The sequence below is a fragment of the Ensifer sp. LC384 genome, from assembly GCF_001695865.1.
Taxonomy (GTDB): Bacteria; Pseudomonadota; Alphaproteobacteria; order Rhizobiales; family Rhizobiaceae; genus Ensifer.
In genome coordinates, this window is the sequence record NZ_MBST01000017.1 from 48928 (window position 1) to 68885 (window position 19958).

General features: G+C 57.2%; 13 protein-coding genes. 5 read left to right on the forward strand and 8 right to left on the reverse strand.

All coding sequences use genetic code 11. From position 1 onward, the window contains the following. Positions 1–49: 49 nt before the first annotated feature. The 3 genes from BC363_RS14720 to BC363_RS14730 form a co-directional block, all read right to left on the reverse strand. Positions 50–1222 carry an ABC transporter substrate-binding protein gene (locus BC363_RS14720; RefSeq protein ID WP_244519876.1) on the reverse strand — a complete coding sequence of 391 codons (1173 nt, stop codon included), beginning with the start codon at positions 1220–1222 and terminating at the stop codon, positions 50–52. A gap of 77 nt (positions 1223–1299) precedes the next feature. Continuing rightward, positions 1300–2139 carry an ABC transporter permease gene (locus tag BC363_RS14725; protein ID WP_083223457.1) on the reverse strand — a complete coding sequence of 280 codons (840 nt, stop codon included), beginning with the start codon at positions 2137–2139 and terminating at the stop codon, positions 1300–1302. Positions 2140–2143: 4 nt separating this feature from the next. Continuing rightward, positions 2144–2935, reverse strand: a complete 792-nt coding sequence (locus BC363_RS14730) for an ABC transporter ATP-binding protein (protein WP_065782515.1) — start codon at positions 2933–2935, stop codon at positions 2144–2146. A 327-nt stretch (positions 2936–3262) separates the two neighbouring features. Here BC363_RS14730 and BC363_RS14735 point away from each other — a divergent pair, with 327 nt between their 5' ends. Continuing rightward, positions 3263–4318, forward strand: coding sequence for an alpha/beta fold hydrolase (locus BC363_RS14735; protein ID WP_065782517.1), 1056 nt, complete (start codon positions 3263–3265; stop codon positions 4316–4318). A gap of 143 nt (positions 4319–4461) precedes the next feature. On the opposite strand, the gene BC363_RS14740 is transcribed toward BC363_RS14735, so the two are convergent. Next, positions 4462–5106 (reverse strand): hypothetical protein, encoded by a 645-nt coding sequence (locus BC363_RS14740; protein WP_141690314.1) that lies wholly within the window; start codon positions 5104–5106, stop codon positions 4462–4464. A 674-nt stretch (positions 5107–5780) separates the two neighbouring features. Here BC363_RS14740 and BC363_RS14745 point away from each other — a divergent pair. The 3 genes from BC363_RS14745 (at position 5781) to BC363_RS14755 (ending at position 13681) form a co-directional block, all read left to right on the forward strand. Beyond that, the gene (locus BC363_RS14745; RefSeq protein WP_141690315.1) at positions 5781–7019 is read left to right on the forward strand and encodes a hypothetical protein; all 1239 of its coding nucleotides are present in this window, start codon (positions 5781–5783) and stop codon (positions 7017–7019) included. Positions 7020–8325: 1306 nt separating this feature from the next. Beyond that, positions 8326–9216 carry a hypothetical protein gene (locus BC363_RS14750; protein ID WP_065782525.1) on the forward strand — a complete coding sequence of 297 codons (891 nt, stop codon included), beginning with the start codon at positions 8326–8328 and terminating at the stop codon, positions 9214–9216. A gap of 2056 nt (positions 9217–11272) precedes the next feature. Next, positions 11273–13681: a hypothetical protein gene (locus tag BC363_RS14755; RefSeq protein ID WP_065782527.1), complete on the forward strand. Its 2409-nt coding sequence runs from the start codon at positions 11273–11275 to the stop codon at positions 13679–13681. 297 nt (positions 13682–13978) lie between these two features. Here BC363_RS14755 and repC read toward each other — a convergent pair whose 3' ends face one another. Then, positions 13979–15301: a plasmid replication protein RepC gene (gene repC, locus BC363_RS14760; protein ID WP_065782530.1), complete on the reverse strand. Its 1323-nt coding sequence runs from the start codon at positions 15299–15301 to the stop codon at positions 13979–13981. Between the two features lie 102 nt (positions 15302–15403). On the opposite strand from repC, the gene BC363_RS35105 reads away from it, so the two are divergent. Next, positions 15404–15565: a hypothetical protein gene (locus BC363_RS35105; protein ID WP_161952461.1), complete on the forward strand. Its 162-nt coding sequence runs from the start codon at positions 15404–15406 to the stop codon at positions 15563–15565. Positions 15566–15753: 188 nt separating this feature from the next. Here the strand turns inward: BC363_RS35105 and repA are convergent, their stop codons facing one another. From repA to BC363_RS14775, 3 genes are all read right to left on the reverse strand, one after another. Next, complete coding sequence (repA, locus tag BC363_RS14765; protein WP_244519877.1) at positions 15754–17046, reverse strand: plasmid partitioning protein RepA; 1293 nt, start codon at positions 17044–17046, stop codon at positions 15754–15756. 573 nt (positions 17047–17619) lie between these two features. Continuing rightward, entirely contained in the window at positions 17620–18567 is a 948-nt protein-coding gene (locus tag BC363_RS14770; RefSeq protein ID WP_065782531.1) for a LysR family transcriptional regulator, read from the reverse strand. Positions 18568–18572: 5 nt separating this feature from the next. Further along, positions 18573–19592: a LysR family transcriptional regulator gene (locus BC363_RS14775; protein WP_065782532.1), complete on the reverse strand. Its 1020-nt coding sequence runs from the start codon at positions 19590–19592 to the stop codon at positions 18573–18575. Between the last annotated feature and the right edge of the window lie 366 nt (positions 19593–19958).

The window sequence follows — 19958 nt, forward strand, 5'->3', positions numbered from 1 at the left end:
CCGACTCGAGACCCAGCCAACATAACGCCGGGCTCTGCCAGTGAACAGTTTAGTTTAGTTGATTAATTGCGCGGTCATAGAAGTGGGCTTCGACATCCGCCATGTCCACCGCTGCCAGATCTTCCGGAAGGTCGTAGGCCTCCGCCGCAGCCTTGACCTTCTGGTGATCGAACTCATTGGCCTCGGGGATGAAGTCATTGAGAACATAGTCCTGCGCGTCGATGTCGACGGATAGCAGTCCCAGCTTCTTCTGGATCTTGAAAAAGAGGTCGAAGGCCCTGATGTCGTGGTGGCCCCAGCCGTTGGTCTCGGTCATCGGCCCCTTGAAGGTGCGGTGGATCTGCATGAGGCTTTCGGTCCCGTAACGCGGGCCGAGCGCCTCCCGGGTCGCCGGCAGGGCCTTGAAAATGATATCGGTCGCCGCGCGCGGGTTGTACTCCGCAAAGGCGTGCCCCATGGCCAGTCCCTTGAGGAACTTCTTCAGGAAGGCGTTTCGATCGGGGTCGTCGACATCAGAACGACGCACGACCTGACTGTTGGAAGGCAAGGGCGAGCCCAGCATGCCCATCCAATAGTCGAACTCAAGCTTCTTGGCGTCGAGCGTCGCCCGCAAGCCTTCCCAGGCAAGGCATGCGTCGCCCTGGCCTGAAGCAAGCGCGTTCGTCCAGTTCGGGAACCCCGCCTCAAGGTAGGTGACCTTGCTTGTGTCGACACCGACGGCCGCCAGCATGGGGTCGGCAATGGACTGCCATGCGGCCGAACCGAGGAGAACGGTCTTGCCCTCAAGCCCTTTCAGATCCTGCATACCCTCGCCCTTGCGGAAGGCGATGTTGAAGAGATCGCGTGCGCCTGTTCCGAACACAGAAACGAGGCCCATGTTCGCTTCGATCGAATTGCCGAGAATGCCCGGGGCCGGAAAGCCCATGTCCGCCTGCCCGACCGACGTGAACTGCACGACCGCGGTCCCACCCGGCGGTCCCGGCTGCAGCTCCACCTCCACGCCGAGATCGTCGTAGTAGCCCATCGCCTTGGCAACCCAGATCGCATAGTCGTCCATCACCTCGATCGTGCCGCGTGGCGAAATCCAGGTAAACTTGCCGTCATAGGGTTTTGCACGGGCAGGCAGAATGCCGCTGCCAAGGGCCGCGATCGTGACGACACCTGCGCCACTCACCTGCAACAAACGGCGGCGTGAAACGCCAGCCTCGAAAACAGTCTTCATGTCCATCTCCTCCACTTGATATCCGCTCGCGAATTGCGGCGGGCCCTGCGAGCGGTTCCACGGGCCCGCCGGCTACGTCAGCTTTCCCAGCCAGCCAACCTCCTGCCGAGCCAGGAAAAGAAGGCGTAGATCAGGATGCCCATGACCGCGAGAATCAGGATCACGGCGAAGAAATCGGCTGTTCTAAGGGTCGAGGAGAATGTCGTAAGCCTGCTTCCAAGGCCGAAGCCACCGCCCGACATCTCGGCACCGATCGCCGTTATCACGCTGAAGATCGCGCCCATCATCAAACCGACGATGATCATCGGCATGGCCATCGGCACACGGATCCTCATGAAGATCTGCAAGGTGGTTGCACCATAGACCTGAGCCAGCGCAATCTTCGCTCGATCCACTCTTCGGAAACCTGTCGCCGAATTGATCATCACCATAGGCCCGGATGCGAGCGCCACCGCAATGATGCGCGGGGTATAGCCGAAGCCGAAATTGAGGATCAGCAGCGGCACCAGCGCCAGCATGGGTGTTGTCACGAGAAGCAGGATGTAAGGTGTGATGATCTTCTCGACGAAGGGGAACTGGGTGATGACCGCCGCCAGGATCATGCCGATGGAGGCGCCGATGGCATATCCCACTACAAGTTCCACGAGCGTATAGCCGAGATGCGGCGCGATCTCTGGCATGCTGCGAAAGAGCGCCGTGACGATCGCCGACGGCGTCGGCATGACGAAGTCTGGCACCTCAAAGAGGCGCAGCAGCACTTCCGCTCCGCCGATGATCACCACCGCCACGGCGAGAACCGCAAAAATCTCCGAAGCACTGCGGATACCGGGGTTGCCTGCGAGCCCAGAGGCCGCCACGCCTCCGCCCGGTGCGTTGCCACCGAAATCGACAGCCGCTTTCATTGTATTATCGCCCATCGTCTTACTCCGCAGCAGCTGCCGCGACGCGACGGACGCCGGGCTGGTGTTGAATTTCCGATTTGATTTCATTGACCAGGTCGAAGAACTCCCGGGTCTCCGTGAGTGCAAGCGAGCGCTTGCGCGGGAACGGAACGTCAAATGTCCGGGACATGCGCCCCGGGCGCGCGCTCATGACGTGAACCTTGTTGGAAAGGAACACCGCCTCCTGGATGCTGTGGGTAATCAAAACGATGGTCTTGCGCGTCTCGAGCCAGATTTCCTCCATGAGCAGGTTCATCTCGTCGCGCGTGAACGCGTCGAGCGCACCAAATGGTTCGTCCATCAAAAGCACGTCCGGGTCGGATGAGAGTGCCCGTACGATCGAAGCGCGCTGCTGCATGCCGCCGGATAACTCTCGCGGCATTTTCGACCCGAAACTTCCAAGGCCGACGCGTGAAAGCAACGCTTCTATCGTCGCACGCGCCGGCTTCTGTCTGCGAATTTCAAAGGGAAACTCGATGTTCTTCTGCACATTGCGCCAAGGCAGAAGATTGGCTTCCTGAAACATCATGCCGATCTGCGGATGCGGCCCCTCGATCGCGACGCCATCAAGCTCGATCGCCCCTTCGCTTAACCGATGCAGACCCGCGATGGACCACAAAAGCGTGGTCTTGCCGCAGCCAGATGGGCCGACGAGGGAGACGAATTCCCCTTCCTCCACATCGAGATTGATGCGGTCGAGCGCGACGAGACGGTTCTCTCCAGCGCCATACACCTTCGTGGCGTTCCTGATCGCCAGCTTCGGTCTTTTCATGTGAATCTCCTCCCGCAACCCTTGCGGATTGCCGATACGCCTCCGACGAAGCGCCTCCTCGCGCCGCGTTCATTTAAGCTAAACATAAATAAACTAAACTATCAAGAGGAGGGACTCAAATTTGCTGAGGCGTAGGATCAAACGATCTATTCCACATTGTTTTCAATGAGATAACTAGATATCGACGGCGACAATACTCGTGCTTTGCCAATAAAACCACGGCGCCTCGCGCCAGTCTCTTGCAAAAACATTTACTTGAGTTTAGTGATTTTTGGGAGGAGTAACGGTGCGGTCGTGGAGGGTCGCTCCGTGATATGGGAGGCAATCATGATCGAGAATACCTACTACGCAGCGCCCGCGTTTCAGGGGCACTACGAACTGCACGGCATCGGAGACCTGGTGCTTGAGGAGACGGGCGAAACGCTGAGGAACTGTCAGCTCGCCTATCGCACCTTCGGCGAACTAAACGCGGCGCGCGACAATACCATCCTGGTCACCACATGGTTCTCGGGAACAGGGAAGGTCATGGAGGACATTTATGTCGGCCCGGATCACGCGCTCGACCCGCAAAAGTACTTCATCGTCATCGTCGATCAGATCGGCTGCGGCACCTCGTCTTCACCGCACAACACGCCGGCGCCGCAGGCGATGGGCAAGTTTCCCAAGATCCGTATCGGCGACGACGTGCGCGCCCAGCACAGGCTGCTGACAGAGAAGTTCGGCATCACCGAACTCGCCCTCGTCGTCGGCGGCTCGATGGGCGGTCAGCAAGTCTATGAATGGGCGATACGCTACCCCGAGATGGTCAAGCGCGCTGCACCAATCGCAGCGACGGCGCGGATCTCCCTGCACCAGGTAAATTTCACCGAGACGCTGCAGGACGCTTTGACGTCCGATCCCGCGTGGAATGGCGGCTGGTACCGTCAGGGCACCGACGTGCGTGACGGCATGGACCGCATGGCCAAGATCGTTGCCAGCCTCGGATGGAGCCGCGAGTTCTACCAGGAGGAACGGTGGCGCACCGTGCTCGGCATGTCTTCGCTTGCCGATTTCATCAATGGCGTGATGAAGGCCTATTTCGAGCCGATGGACCCAAACGCCCTTTTGAGCGCCATCTGGAAGTGGCAGCGGGCCGATATCTCAAGGCATACGAACGGTGATCTCTCCGCCGCACTCGGGCGCATCAAGGCACGGACATATGTCATGCCCATCAGCCACGATCAGTTCTTTCCGCCAAACGAGTGCGAGGCCGACGCACAGCAAATGCCAAATGCCACTCTGAAGGTCCTTCAATCCAAGGAGGGGCATTTTGCGCTCAACGGCTTCGAGCCCGGTTACATGAAGCAGGTTGACGCGAATTTGCGCGAGCTTCTGAATTCATAGCGACAGCTGCAATGATCCCGCACCCCAAGGGCGGCCGCCACGTCGGGGCCGTGTCGCTCATACCACCCGCAAGATTTGGCGGCTGGGTCCATGGGGCTGCGGTCATCGGCTGGGCGCCGACATGTCGGTCGGAAAGTCTATTCTCAGGCCAATTCGGGATGCGGTGACTGACCAGCGTCGAGCAGTTCGGAAGGTCGCGGCAATAGACGAGAACAGCCCGAAGAAGAAGGCCATTCCCGTTCTGGCGCAGGCGCAAACATCTGGCTCAGCGAAGCACAATGGATCATCGCGCCTCTGCGAGCGACATTTCCACGTTGACGTGACACTTCGTCGTAGCGATGGCCCAGGTTGTCTATGGGTGGGAATTCCCGCGGATCGCCGCCCTTGATTTTTGAATAGCTCTGAAGCTTCTTGTACAGTTCATCAACAATCTCGACCGAAACGTTTTGAGCGAATTGCGGCCGCTTGCGGTCGATGGCGCCGATGATGCCCCGAATATTGGCTGAGCCGGCTTCCGATTGTGGATCTTGTCTATCGAAACCCGCGCCACGAATGGCTCTAAGCGCATAGAGACGCTGAAAGTTGTATTCCGGACCTGCGGGGATAGCCGTCGTTAACAGGTCGTCGATGGATCGGGCGATCTGGTGTGTCTCGGACCGACGAGCGGATTCATCAGATCCCGGCTGTGCGATGCTGATCTTATCGGCGAGAGCAGAAGGCAGCATCCGACGCCGAACGACTTCCTGCAAATACTGGACGGCGGGCATCTCATGTTCACGATGGGGCATTCACGGCTCCTAGATAGAGCCCCTCCATCCCGTCGCCGCCCATAGTGCTAGACGTGTTTCGATCACAGTGCAAGCCGCGGGGGGACCAGCCGCGACTTCCGATTCCCGTAGCTGCAAGCCTTAATTTTGCGATCGCTTTTTTTGCTCGTTCAGACGGGACCGAGGTTTTTTGGGCGCATCGACTTTCTCCCGCACAGACAATTGCATTCAGGAAGACATGAACAAACGAACATTACGTCATCCCATATCCTGCCACCTGACGTCATCCGCAGTCCCCTTCGCCGCAATTTATCTAGAAACGGGCTCCTTTGTTTGTGTCATGCGACATGGCCTAGCCTCTCCCATCCCCAAAATGTGCCACTGCCCTCAAATCTCATTGGTGCTTGGCAAAATCACGCCATCCCATCATGCGCCCCCTTATCAACAAAGATCAGCCGATAAGCATGGGTCATACGCGCCCAGGGGTGACCCGGTCTAACCTCTCATAAAGGTATAAAAAGAGGCCGCTCCCCCTCTTTCAATCATCACCAACGCACTCTTCTTTTCTTCTTCCACACACAAACGCTCAAACACTCAAACAACTTTACCAAGAACCGCCTACCTTTGACGCAACGTAAGTATCCACTCGCACTCTTCTTTCTATCCCTTAACACTACCTGGAAACTAACCGCCGCTTGAACAGCATGTCCTCCGCCCAGCCGTTCATCACCGGTGTCTATGGACCGCTCAATTACGCCAAGCTCGCCCAGGGTGCTTCTGTCTCGGCCCTCTCTAAACTGGTTCCCGGAGTCGCCAGCGCGACCGCCATGGGTTCTTACGAAGGTAGCGACCGTGATCTCGCTGCCATTGGAGCACAGAACGCGAGAATAGCTCGACAGGACCCCGATGCCGCCGGCGCCACCCGCGAACTCGGCTTCCAGCCTGTGTCCAACTTCAAGACCCCTGGCGAGGCCATCATCGCGAACTCCGACGTGCTTTGTCTCGCCGATCTGGACCGTATCCGAGCCGGCACTGCTCCCACAGAGGGCGGCAAGCTCTACGTCGGCCTACAGCGTGCACTTACCAGCCTCGGCGAGGAACGCGGCATTCACGCCGAGTGCAGGTTCGCTCCCGAGGACGGTAACCCTTGGGGTTCATACACCGGCATTGACACCTTCGCTCGTCCGCTGACTAAGGAGGGGGATGAAATGGTTTCCGAAATCTACGCTGCTCGGAAGCTATCGAAGGCCTTGCGAACTCCTGCATCTCCCTTCGAGAAACTGTATGCGGATCCACGCAACAGCAAGCTTGGCCAACCCAACGTCGTCGATGCCTACTGGGCGGGCAAGAACCCGTACTCGTTCAACCGCGTGATTTCAGCCAGTGTGGGCGACCCGGAAAAGGTCATCTACGAAACTTTTGCTGTCCTTGAGCATGACCTTACTGCTGATGAGATGACGGAAGCGACGATCGTTCGGGAGCTCATCATGCTTTCCCATGAACGCGGCAAAGTAGCCTCCCTCGGAATTCACGTCAGCGCAAATTCGTGCGGCGTTTGGGCCTGGCACCTGCGCCGTCCCGGTCAGCGCCCACTCCCCATGGATCAGGCACTCTACGCTTTGATCGATGACGCCAGCGCGGTGTACTCGACTGACGCACGCCACCTCCGTTTCTCGGGTCTTTTCGACGCTGAAACCGGAGAGCTCTTAGTTGATACCCTCAAGAAGTCCGAGAAAGAGGTCATGAAAGAGGACTTGGCTAACAAGTACGCAAAGAAAGCCATGTCCACTACCATCAACGCCGATCGCCTCTCGCATGCTTGTCAGTACAACGGCACCGCCACCGTTCCCGCCGACGCCGACGCCGACGCCGAGGGCTTCTTCCGCGCCGTGAACCAGGTCGTGATTTCTCACCTCGAGGGTATCAGTGGCTGAATGCCCAAACCCCACGCCACGGGACAGCTCAGCCCGGACTATACTTTTTAGTAGTCCCCAATATGCCTCCCCACTAAAAGTGGCTCACTTTAAATAAAACCATGCTTTTATTTGTTTCAAACTTAAAATATAAATTTGTGTAATTGTTTGTATGTTCTTTCGTGTAACCATTAAATAAATGACATCATGCATGAGCTTACATAAGCGCGGGAACCAGATCGGCTCCCACGATATATGCAGGTGTAGTCAACGTAAGCGCCCTCAGCCGAGAAGGGACCCTCCGGGAATGGAGCCTCGGGGCTCCTCCGAGCTTTGCGAGGCGCGAAGCGCAGCCCCAGGCGGAATGTGAGGAGGGTCCCTGGAAGGCTGAGCGCGCGGAGTTGACTACACCTGCATATATCCTGCCAGGCGAGCCGCAATGCCCTTCAGATCGTCGAGATCGTCGAGACCATCCAGGCGCCCGGAGAACGGCGCTGACGGCCTGGGTGATCGGCGGGGCCCACTTCCCCGGCCATGTGCATTCTGCCGCTCCTGGACGCCGCCAGCTGCCTTCCTGCGCGATACTTGGTTTGCCCGTTGCTTTGCTTCGTCAGGCAGCCAATGCCCCGCCGGAGAAAAGCGTAGGAGACGCGCCGGGGACCATGTTTTCCAGGATGGGATTTGGGGCCCTAGGACCCCTCTTCTTTCACTTTCAGCAAGCCAAGTGAACTCCAGCACGCGCAGCGCAGCAATCGCGGCACGCCGCCGCGGCGACACGCCTGGCCGGCATCGTGGCCATTGAGAGCCTCAGCCTCTTTCGCGCGTCCATCAACTCTCCCAGTCTTCCTTCGCAACAGACGAGAGACGATCAAGTAGCGCCGACTTTCGCGCGCATCGACTTTGTCCCGCACAGACAATTGCATTCAGGAAGACATAAACAAACGAACATTACATCATCCCATATCCTGCCACCTGACGTCATTCGCAGTCCCCTTCGCCGCAATTTATCTAGAAACGGGCTCCGTTGTTTGTGTCATGCGACATGGTCTAGCCTCTCCCATCCCCAAAACGTGCCACTGCCCCCACATCTGATTGGTGCTTGGCAAGATCACGCCATCGCATCATGCGCCCCCCTATCAACAAAGATCAGCCGATAAGCATGGGTCATACGCCCAGGCGTGCCCCAGTCCAACCTCTCTCAAAGCTATAAAAAGAGGCCGTTCCCTCCTCTTTCAACTCTCAACAATCTACCTCCACTTTCTCTTCTTCCACACACAAACACTCAAGCACTCAAGCACCCGCTTTCCATACCCACCTCCCTACCACGATGAACGAGTCTCCCAAGATCCGCATCCCCGAGACCGTTTGGAAGGATATCTGTGACGGCCTCAAGAACGCCTGCGACGCCCACTACGACCAGCTCCTCCCGCACCTTGAAACCGTCCGAAGCCAAATCGAGGCCGCTGTGGAAATCGTCGTCGGTACCGACGTTGACAAGACGTTGACCCTTCCCGCCACCTCCTCCGAACCTGTTCTCCAGCCCACGATCGCTGCCTCCCTCACCCGCTTGATCAAGGCGAAAGGCCACGTCCTCGTGGCGTCTGCCCGGGAATACACGCTTCTCGACAACCTCTTTGGTCTCATTGAAGGCATCAATCTGGCCGCCAACGAGGGCTGCGTCACTTTGATCAACGGGCAGAAAACCAATGTTGTGCGCAAACCCGACTATTCCGCTCCCTCGAAAGTAGCCGTCGACTTCGCAAACGATGCTGGTCCCCCAGTGGTTTTCCAGATCATGGGCCACTTTTTGGGCGTCTTTATCAACAAAACTCACCCTCGCTACCAAGAGATCTATGATTTACTCGCTCCCTTTGCCAAGAATGGCGTCGCCATTGAAGACCACACCATCGGCGTGACACTTGAGCCCGCTGACAAACCTGGAAAGTGGCGTGCCCTTGTGGACTTCCTGAACCACCTTGCCGACCGCAGAACCTTCGTCCTGTTCTTCGGGGATGACAAGAATGACATCGCGGCACAGCAAGGGGTTAAGGACATGGGCGGCCTTTCATTCAAGGTGGTCCCCCCCGGCGAGAGCATGACGATCCCCAACTACGTCAACGGGCTTTTGTTTGGCACACACCAGACCGCCGCATTCCTAGAGGCTGTTGCCCAGTTGGCTGTTGCTTGGTCTACCGCCCTTGATGCTGCCCGTGGCTAAGCGCAGCCATCCGCAAGCCACGGGACGCTTCGGACCGGAATATTATTTATAGTACTTCCCAATATGCCCCGCACTAAAAGTGGCCTTCTTTAAATAAAATCAAGATTTTATTTGTTCCAAGCTTAAAATATAAATTTGTGTAATTGTTTGTATGTTCTTGCGTGTAACCATTAAATAAGTGACATCATGCATGCGCTTACATAAGCGCGAGAACCAGATCGGCTCCCACGATATATGCAGGTGTAGTCAACGTAAGCGCCCTCAGCCGAGAAGGGACCCTCCGGGAATGGAGCCTCGGGGCTCCTCCGAGCTTGCGAGGGCGCGAAGCGCAGCCCCAGGCGGAGTGTGAGGAGGGTCCCTGGAAGGCTGAGCGCGCGGAGTTGACTACACCTGCATATATCCTGCCAGTGCCGGGTCTACGCGTGATCGGAAAGCAGCCACCTCCAAGATTGCCCTGCCATGGGACGCCCCGCAAACGGCGACAGAGCGCAACACTCAAAGCAGCGATGACCAGACCGCCCAGTGCCGACAACGGCCAGCCAGCAGCCAAAAGGCTGGCGCATTGCCTCCGGTATTCGGCGCACCTCATTCTGCAGCCGTGGCCGCGTCGTTCGCCTCTTACCCGGAAGCCTGCCTGAAGTGCCCAACCTGGCGCGGACATTGTCGAGAAGCGCAAATCACCTCCAGCGCCCCAACCCTGCCTTCGGCCACCGAAGCTCGAATGCCAGCAAAACGCCGCCCGTCACTGGAGTACCGGCAGAGCCCGTGCCCGGCCACGCGCCTCATAACGCTCCCGGGCGCTGCCGGCAGGCTTCCTGGCTGCAAACGGCCTCTGCCGCCAATACGGCCGACACGGCAGCCCTGCGAACCAGCTCAGTCGGTTGTCTTGAGCGTTCTCGAGGAGAGGCGATTGACTACACCTGCATATATCCTGCCAGTGCCCCGACCATCTCCCGCCGGTTGAGGGCCGCCAACGGACTTCTGTGGAGCGCCGACAGAGCCCCTGTCCTGATGACGAGGGAAACAAAAACATTCAGCCGCTTTGTTCCGACGTTGACCACAAGCCGTTCCGCCGAGCACAGAATGTGCCTGCCCGTGCCGAGGCTCAATCGTCAAAAGCCAGTCGAGTAGCGCTCGACGCCGGCACTCGTCGATCGCCAGGGTGCTGCCGGCACCGGCGCGAGCTCGCCCTGGGACGATGATGGGGCCCCATTCGCTCAAACGAGCGTGACATCTGCCCGTCCATCACAAACACACTCCCTCCACCCATTCAAACGAAACAGCGACAAGTGACGTTCATCGGCAACCACGGCGACATCTGGCGGATCCCGGCGTTCCTGCCGATCGCGTTTCGGACATCTGGGCCAGCCGGCCGGTCCTTGTTGATTTTGATCAACGCCGCGCTTCGAATTGCGCACCAGCGGTGAACACAACCACAATAGCCTGCTTCGAGCAACGATCCGACTGATTGAGTGTATAATCGTAATATCGTTCATTAATGTAATTGTATAATTTTCAGCAGAATATTCATTGTCGCCTGAATTAATTGAAAATCGACATATTGACCGTCAATTAACACGATGATATTCAGTTATCCGTGAATATAAATGACTTTTCTGATTTTATCATTGCATAATCATCTACTATCTGTCGATTTCCTTTCAGCAGAACTATTATACAAAGGACGACGATGCGCCTTGTTGTGAATTTCGCGGATGCGGTGCTCACATGCAGCACCAGGTGAACGCGACCCACTCGAAGTTTGGCACTGCTCCTCGTGCCGGGGGGAAACGGCATGTCACGCTCAGCTGTATTTCGACGCGCTCTGAAAACTCAGACCCAACGGCCACAGGCGAGAACGTCAACAGCGCTTCAAAGGCCAATCGAACACGGCGTTCGGTCGCTGCCGGCTGCGAGCTGCCGGAGCGGATGATTGCCCATCAGACTCGGGGAAACGCTATCGGGCGACACAAGGCAGTGACGCGAACTGCGCCTGATCTCAACCGGTAAGTGTCGAGGCCCAGAAGCCCCCGGCGACCCAATCAGTGAGAAAACAATGCCATCAACTTTTGAGACTTTGCCGACAGAAATCCTCGAAAAAATTACCGGCCCTCTCGTTGACCCCAACGATCTTGTCGGCACGCTGACGAGCCTCAACAACCTGCGGGGTCTCAATAAGTCGCTAAACAACTACGCAAAAGCCGCGCTTAATTCCGACACGATAGGGCAGATCAACACTATTCTTCTAAGAAACACGGCGAGCCTGAACGAGATCCCGATCGGTAACCTGCAAGGGTTCACCCACAACTCACTGGAGCTGCAAGCTCTCACTGTTCGAGCCAATTTCATTCCGCTTCGCTCTGTCAAAGATAGAAGCGAGACTAAAGAGAAACTATTGAACTATAAATTCGACGCGTTTCCCGAGCATGCGATGAGCAATCTGATATCCAATCTGGAATATCTGATGCCGGAAGAGAGAAGCCATGTTTCAACGCACGTCTGCTCGTTCCACGAACATTTATTGCAGAAAAGAGAATACGCACTTTCGCCGATGGCGGAAAGGCTAGTATTGCAGACGATCAAAAAAGCAGAACATCTGGCGCCTGCCGACAGATCCAAGCTTGTGGCTACCTCCTGCGGCATCCTCCTCCCCGAAGACCGCCGTGAACTGCTGGAGTTCTGGGCCGAAAAAGCGCATCTTCTCAGTGAAGACGACCAGTCCCAAGTTCTGTCGCATATCTATAAAGACGGCGCCGAAAAGGGACGTTCGCTCGCCTGCTTTGCCGAGCATCTTGACAAACTTTCGCCGCGAAACAGGGCAGAACTGGCTGACCAGATTATCCGGCTACCGGCTGACAATCAGGGAAAATGGCAGGCAATCAGCTATCTCGCCGAACATTTGCCGAGCCTTGCTTTGGGAGATCAGGGGAAAGTCGCTGATTATTTCATCGCCAATTACACATCTGACACGAATGAAAACGATACGCCAGAACCCGCCTGGTATGTCAGAGCCGATTTTTGCAAGATTGAAGCACTCCTTCATTTGTCGGCCCATCGGGCGCATCTCAGCCCGCCGCAATGGCATGAGGTCAACGGCCACCTAAGAGAAACGACCGAGCGAACCGACCCGCAGCGATTCGAAGCACAAGCGCAGCTCATCACCCAACTTCCTGAAGTTCAGCGGCGTAACTTTATCGCGACCGCGCTCGAGCAAGGTGAAGAACAGCATGCGTCGTTCGCATATGCGCTCAGCGCTCGCATCAAGGATTTGACAATCGAAGAAAGACAAGCCTACTTTTCCGGGATAATCGCTCCTGAGGCAGAGGACGACGGCCTTTCAGCACAGCAATACTTTCACGATGATTTCTCAATAGAGGTAACTGAGTACAATATTTGCAATAATCTTGCGTACTTCACCCCAGATCAGAGAACGAGACTAGTCAAACGCCAACTCGAATTCGCCGCAGGCGATGGGAACTATGAAAATGCGGCGCCCGCTTTCGCAGATCTAGCACAGAACGCCAAGTATCTGCGCAGCCAAGATATCGAGTCTATCTTGGAGGCAGCAGACCGCACCGCGCGACAGAGCATTCGTGACTTTGGTGATATGGATGGCAACGCCCGGGCGCTGTTGGCCACCTGCACTGGGCACGCAGTGCGATGCTTGGCAAAGTGGGCTGGCGAAGCCATTTCCAATCTTCGAGCAGCTCAGTGGGCAAACTCTGTCGAGGAGATAGGCGTGGCCGAGCACGACGGGACGGACGACGCGAGCGATCGGTCGGATGCTGAAGGACACCGCGCTTCAAGCATGATCGATGAATGGCAGAGCGAGGAGGGAAGCTCGTACAGTGGCGGGTCTACCCAAGGCTCATCAGATGACGACAATGGCGGCGGCACGCACGCCGCTCCCCGGCAGCAAAGGTTGCGCAGCAATCGGTCCGTGTCAACGTCCCTGGACGACGCCTGGGACCAGGACATTGAGGTCGAGTTCTACGACCCGCCTTCAACGAGGATGCAACACGCGGAAAACTGGATGGGTACCTCGGCCAGTGCCGCCATCTCGATCTCGTCGGACGATGAAACCGATCAACAATCCCTCACAAACGCTGGTGGCGGGCGCCGAGAGCACGGTCGCAGTCGCTCCGTGTCCACCTCCGTGGTCGACGGCTCAAGCGCCCGCACTAATCACGAGGTGCAATATCTGGATAACCCGACGTCGCGGCGGTTTGGCAATAGGCTTGGGATGTCGGCAAGTGAGGCCATCGCGATCGCGTCTGACGACGAGGGGGCCGCCTCAATTTTTCCGGCCGGACCTTCAAACCCAGCGGGCCGGGTGGATAAGCGCAGGCGGGAAGAAACCCCAGTCGATCAACGTTACGACACCAGCTCGAACGAAGGGCCGCAGCCAAAGCGCCAGCAACTCGACAATCGCGAGCGTAGCCGCTCGTCCACTATCGAGCTTTGAGGGCAGCCCTGCCGCGCGTTCGGGCGGGGACAGTGGGGCTGATGCTGCCTTAAGTCTGAAGTCGGGATTTTGGTTTTGGCCTACCACTGCATAGCTCCTTTCATCAGGGGTGATTTAAGGAATTATGCAGCAAGTCCAATATGTGAAAGTGTCGTTTGCGCGTCATATTTGGCGCGCGGCGTTGTCGCCTCCGCGCAACTGGTTCAGCGCGGTGCCTCCCAGTCCAATTCTCGTATCATCGATGATTGCTGCCCGCCGACATCGATCTTCGCCAGGCTGCGCCCGACGAGCCGGCTCCTAGCCTTCAGCTTTTCCATGACGTTCATTCATCCGCCCGAAGACACTACGCGCCAAGTTCAGATCGCCTTTCTGCGCCTTCAGAACCAGCCCGCGCAGGTAGCCACCGGGTGAAACCACCTTGCCCTCCGAATACTTGTCCGTGATCAGGGCGACCGCAACCGCGGCTGCTTCGGATCCGATCGCCGCCTGCGCTGCTGCCCAAGCATCGCCTGAAATCCCGATCATCGACCGGATCTTGTCCGCAACCGTGACAAAATCGCGCCAGCTGCGTATGTAAGCATCAATTCCATGCGCCATTTCAGCGAAGGCCGGGCATGCAAAGACGACCGACCGGATCGTGACGTCGCCGACAGAAACCGGCGGCGCGGCTGTGGCTGGATTTCGTTCGGTTTCCCGCGGGGGAACACTCGTATTTCCGATGTCATCATTCTTGCCAACGTTCCAGGTCCGCTCTGCCGGGCCCGACCGCGCCGGAGCATTTTCGATGCTCTTACATCTTACGCTTTGAAGGTGGTTTGTAGGTTGTATGTGAGGTTCAAGAGCGGCGCCCGTGGGGTCCATAAAAGAATGATTTTCTTTTTCAAAACAACCAGTTGAGCTATTCTCTTCGGGGCTTTCCGGCTCCACGTTGCGCAGCTTCTCCTCAGCCTCGTTTTTCAGCGCTTCAAAGGCATCACAGACGCTTGACAGGTCGGCATTGCCACTTGTGTTGCAGGCCAGTGCCTCCGCAAGCGCCTCATAGCGCTGCCTGATTTGGCACCACAGGTCGTCTGGCTGCCGCGCGTAATCGCTTTGCAGAATTGCCCAGACAATTCGCCGGAAGATCGTTATCTTCCGCTTCAGCTCTTTCGTCAGATTTCGTTGGGCTCGGACAGACGCATAAAGGGTTTCAAACTCCCCCGACCTTGCCGCGAGCGGGGAAAGATCGAGGCCATAGGCTTCGACTATTCGACCGTCGTCGCCCCTGCGTCCCCAGCGTTTGCCGTTGGAACTGTCCTTGTAGGCTATGAGACCCATTTCCGCGAGATTGCGCAGATGACGCTTGATCGCAGACAGAGAGTATCCCGTGTGATGGATCAGATACTCGTTGGATGGCCAGACAATCGGTCTGGCGCCCTCTTCCCAATCGGGAGGGCTGGTGAAAGCGACCAAGGTATCAAGCAGCATGAGGTCGCCGGGTCTCACGCCGATAACAGGCGCGACGCGCCTGACGGCCAGCATTGCCCGGCTTTTGGACGTGGGTGCCCGTTCGCCGTCGTCGGCGAGTATGTTCGCCCTACAAAGGCCAGGCGTCGGCTTGCGCCAACCTGATTGTTTCATGACGTTTCCTTCGTTATCTGGCGAGGACACAAAAAACCTCATTCGGAAACCCGGCCGCCTGACAGGCTCTGGCCAGGCGGTCCCACTCTTGCGGATTTGATCTTGGGTCTGTTCGTGCCGGCGATGGCGCGGCATTTGGCTGGCGAACCCATCCCAGCGTTCGCCAATCTGTCTGAAGTCTTCGGCCAACACGGCAGTCTTCAGGAGCGGCTACAGAATGGCCGCCGCCCGCGGGTCGATCTCAATTTCGTCTCTAGAAAATAAGCCGGGAAACACGCAGCCAACGGCGTCGTCGGGCCAGCAGGCCCATCGGCCCTTGGGAGCGGTGATCTTTCGATGCCGCCCGGAGCTTCCGGTTGCCTGCCGGACGTGGAGGCTCCCCACCTCCACCTTCGACACGTCTTCGTTATGCGGCTATTTCAGGCCGGTACGTCGACGGATTTTGCCATTGCTCATCGATCCGCTCGACCCCAAGCAGCTTTGACGAGGCCCTCGATTTCCGAATTGACAGCTGTCAGCGATTCCATCGCGCGATCATATGCGCCCCGGGGAAACCCTTCGCGGCCGACGTCATACAGTGTCTGTTTTGACAAACCCGCATCGGAAATGACCGGCGATTTGATCATGGGAGCCGTCAAAACCCTCTCTGCGAACTGCGCGCGCAAGAGCGCCGCTACCTGCGTCTGCAGTCCGTCGTTGGGTTCATATTGGGTAATGAGATAGCGCAGAAGTTTGCCGTTCAGCTCGCCACAAGCCACCGGGATCTCGGACAGAAGATCCGAGGTCATTCTCAGGAACCGGCTGGTGGAGGCGACGTCCGGCATTTGCGGATTCACAGTGACGATCACGGCGGTGGCTGCGTACAGAGCACTCAAGGTCAAGACGCCGAGCTGCGGTGGGCAATCCAGAATCACGACGTCATAGCGGTCGGCAACCATGGCGATCACCGTCTTTATCCGAGCCAAGAATAGCCCTTCGTACGCTTCCGGACTGCCGCTGTCTCGCATGGCCAGGCTACGCGGCGTCGCATGCTCGAATTCCTGCAGTTCGAAACTGGCCGGTGCGAGATCGAGGCCCGGGAAATAGGTATTGAGAATCACAGAGCCGAGTGGAACCCGCTCGCAATCATAACGCACGGCGTCGTAGATCGATGCCGTTGAATAATGGTCGACGTCTGGCTGATAGCCAAGAAGGGCCGACATCGAAGCCTGCGGATCGAGATCGATCGCCAGCACGCGATAGCCCTGAAGCGCCATGTGTTGAGCCAGATGGGTCGCTGTCGTGGTTTTTCCAGAGCGGCATTTGAAGTTGGTGACCGCTATGATCTGCAGCTGCTCGCCGGCTTGCGCGTTGCGATGCCTTATATATTGTCCGGCTTTTGCGCCGCTCTGCGAGGCGAGATACGCCCGCATTTCATTGACGACCTCCAGCGTGTAGGCCCGGCGCCCGGTTCGGCTGACATGGGAAGGCTCCGGCCCCTCACCGGAGAGCGAAAGTTGACGCAGGTAGCCGTCAGACACGCCGATCAGGCGTGCCGCTTCGCCACACGAGAATCTGCGAAGGCTCTTGTCATCGACTGGGGAGAATAGCCGTTGCCGCATGCCAGGCAACTGACTGGACAAAAGGGCCGCATCTGCAGCAGTCTGGACATCGATTGAAAGCACATCATCGAACCACACACGCGGCGAACCGTTCACCGGCGCACCTGCATTCGGCATAAAGCCAACCATTGCTGTCGTCGTCATTTCAGCCTCCCTCTCATAGTAGCGGCCGGATCGAAACTCGCGCAGCCAATCCCTAACGACGGACCATGCTGTACAGCGCGGTACAGCGATCTGCCGTTTCCAGACTACGGTCTCAAGCCGAGTGCCAGCCAGGCGTATATTGATGCTTTGTCTTACTTGCGGGTCGCGTCCAAGGCGGGAATGTTTTTCGTCGCCACTCCATCGGAAAAGGCCCGTTTGAGCAGCTCTGAAAGCCTATGCAAGGAGCCTAGATACTCCGATGACTGGTCACAATCGCCATCTCGAGCATACCGCCATGCTCAAAATGAATGACTGGACTGGCGCAGCTTTGGTCACACCGCATGATCGATCTGCTGACGGTTCATGGACACCGAAATAGGGCGCCGTTTGTCAGACCGGAGAGAGGGATTGCAGAGACGAAAGGTCAGGCTGCAAAGCCAAGTCTGAAGAGGTGAAGTTGACGGGGAAGCCCGGTGTCAGCGTGACGCCGGCGCATAGCATTCTCGAAGGTGCCGTGCTCGCTCGCGCGGGCCAGCCTCCCAAGGCTGCCAACCGGACATCGCCCAGCAGTCTCTAGGTCACGCCCTCCAGAATGTGGGCGGCAATGATGCTACGGACGCCGGCGTGAATGCCGTTGCGGTTCCACCTCTCATGCCAGATCAGCGACACACGGTAGGAAGGTAATCCGGCCCCTTTTCTAGGGGTATAGGTTTCCAGTTGGTACCGCGATGCGATGTAAATCGCTGATGGGGCCGGCAGAACGAGCACAGCATCCGTGTCCTGCGCGAGCCGGGCCGCTGTATGAATATCAGGAACGGTCACCGTTTCGCCGCCACGCGGACGAAGTTCCTTGAGTCCGTCGTAGACCTCACCAAATGCCGTATTGTGGGATGAGCCGATGCGAATCGTGAGAAATTTTCCCAGATCCTTGTAGGCGATATGGCCCTCCGCGGCGGCATGTCCTTTCCTACTCAAACACAGCGACGGTATCGCTGGGAGTGAGCGGCAAAAAAAGCCTGATGGCGTGTCGTCGGCAACCCCGATCGCAAGGTCGAGCTGCCCGCCTTCGAGCTGCGCGAGAACATCCGACAGCCCGAGGATTGGCAGAAAAACGGTGGTCGGTGAAACTTCACGGAAATATCCGGAGAGATTTTTGACAAGCAAAAGTGCCAAGTAGTCCGGCATAGCAAGCGCAAAACGCTCCGGCGTTGGTATCCGACGGCTGAATATTTCCTTTATGTTCTCAAGGGCGGCCTCAACCTTGGGAACGAGAGTCTTTGCCAGCGGCGTGAGCTCGAATGACCGTTGATCCCGGACGAGAAGCTCGTCATTGAATTGCTCACGCAATCGAGCCAGTGCCCGACTGACTGTCGGCTGGCTGAGTTGCATCTCGATTCCGGCCTGGGTGATATTACGGCAACGCAGCAGTGCGCTGAGGATGAGGAGCAGGTTTAAATCAAAGCCGCTTAGGTCAAGCGTGTGGTCAAGATCGTCGATCTTCAACGCCGAAACTGCGGACATCGACCTTATGCTTCCGGCCTGACGAGCCCCAGCTTTTCGATTGAACGCTGATCTTCCATCATCGCATCTCTAGCCGCTTCGCCCATATCTAATATCAATTGGAGGCGGTCGGGATCCGCCGCTCCAGCAAGCCAACAAATCGCCACCTCTTGGGTTGGAATAAAGATTGGCGGTCGAAAAGCCTGCAAAGGCAGGGTCTTCATTAACCAGGCAGCGATTGATCGAGGCACGGTCATCGCCAATTCACTCTCCGACACCATCATGGCTGCCGATCTGATGTCCGGTATCTGCAACATGCGCGATCGCTGCACTCCATGGCCGAGGAACATTTCGGCCGCCTGCGGAAAAACATCCTTTCCGTTCTCTATGAGGTTGATGTGCGTGAGCTCAAAATAGCTGTTCTCGCCCAAGCCCACACTGCGGCAATGCCGACCCTCGGATGCCAATAGTGTAACGAACTCCTCGGAGAGAAAGGCGTGGCGTTCCAATTCGCCGGTCGTATCCCCAACCATGCAAAGCATTAGTTGAGTTGTGCGTGCGCGCAGATGCGATATGCCTTCGCTGCACGTCATATGCGTATTGAGCTTGAGGATTTCCTTCTCCCGCCCAGCCGATTGCAAAAGGGTAGGGACGAGTGTCGGCACAAGGTTCACGTTGATGCTCATGCGGACCTCGGTCTTTCCCTGCCGAGAAGAAATCACATCGCGCACATGCAACATCGTCACGGGTACAATCTGGGCAAGATGTTCGCCGCGCGGCGTCAACGTCGGTCCTGCCGACCCGCGGACGAGAAGATCGTCGCCCAAGACATCTCGCAATCTGGCAAGCGCCCGACTGACCGCAGGCTGCGTTTGCCCAATTCGTTTGGCCGCATGGGTTACGTTGCGGCAAACTAACAGCGCCTCGAGCGTCACGAGAAGATTCAAATCAATTTCAGCTAGTTTCCTCTCCAGGGAAACATCTGGCTTGTTCTTTTCGTCGCCGACCGCACCCTCTTTTGCCTCAATGCAACGCTGCCAATGCATGACCGCCTTTCGCCCCTATTTCGTAAATTCATTGAAGGAGTGTCGTGCAGTCTTTCCAGGGTCTCCTTGGGATATGAGCGCTAAGTCGCCAAGCAACTTCGCTTCCATGATCTCGCAAGAAGGCGCCTGCCTATCTAGGCCGGACTATCTCCACCAAGAACAAGTAAATGCCGTCGAAATTGCCCCTCCCTCCCCCAAAATCGCCGGCGGAGCTTCGTCGATTTGATTTGCCGAGTTTAGTGAGAGTTTAGTGATTTTGCTCGTTGATTAAACACCCATAACGAGTAATTTATGCAGCCGTCAAGGACACCTAACGCAAAAATTGCGCGCATAAGTTTCGGGGGAACATCTTGAACAAAGAGTCAT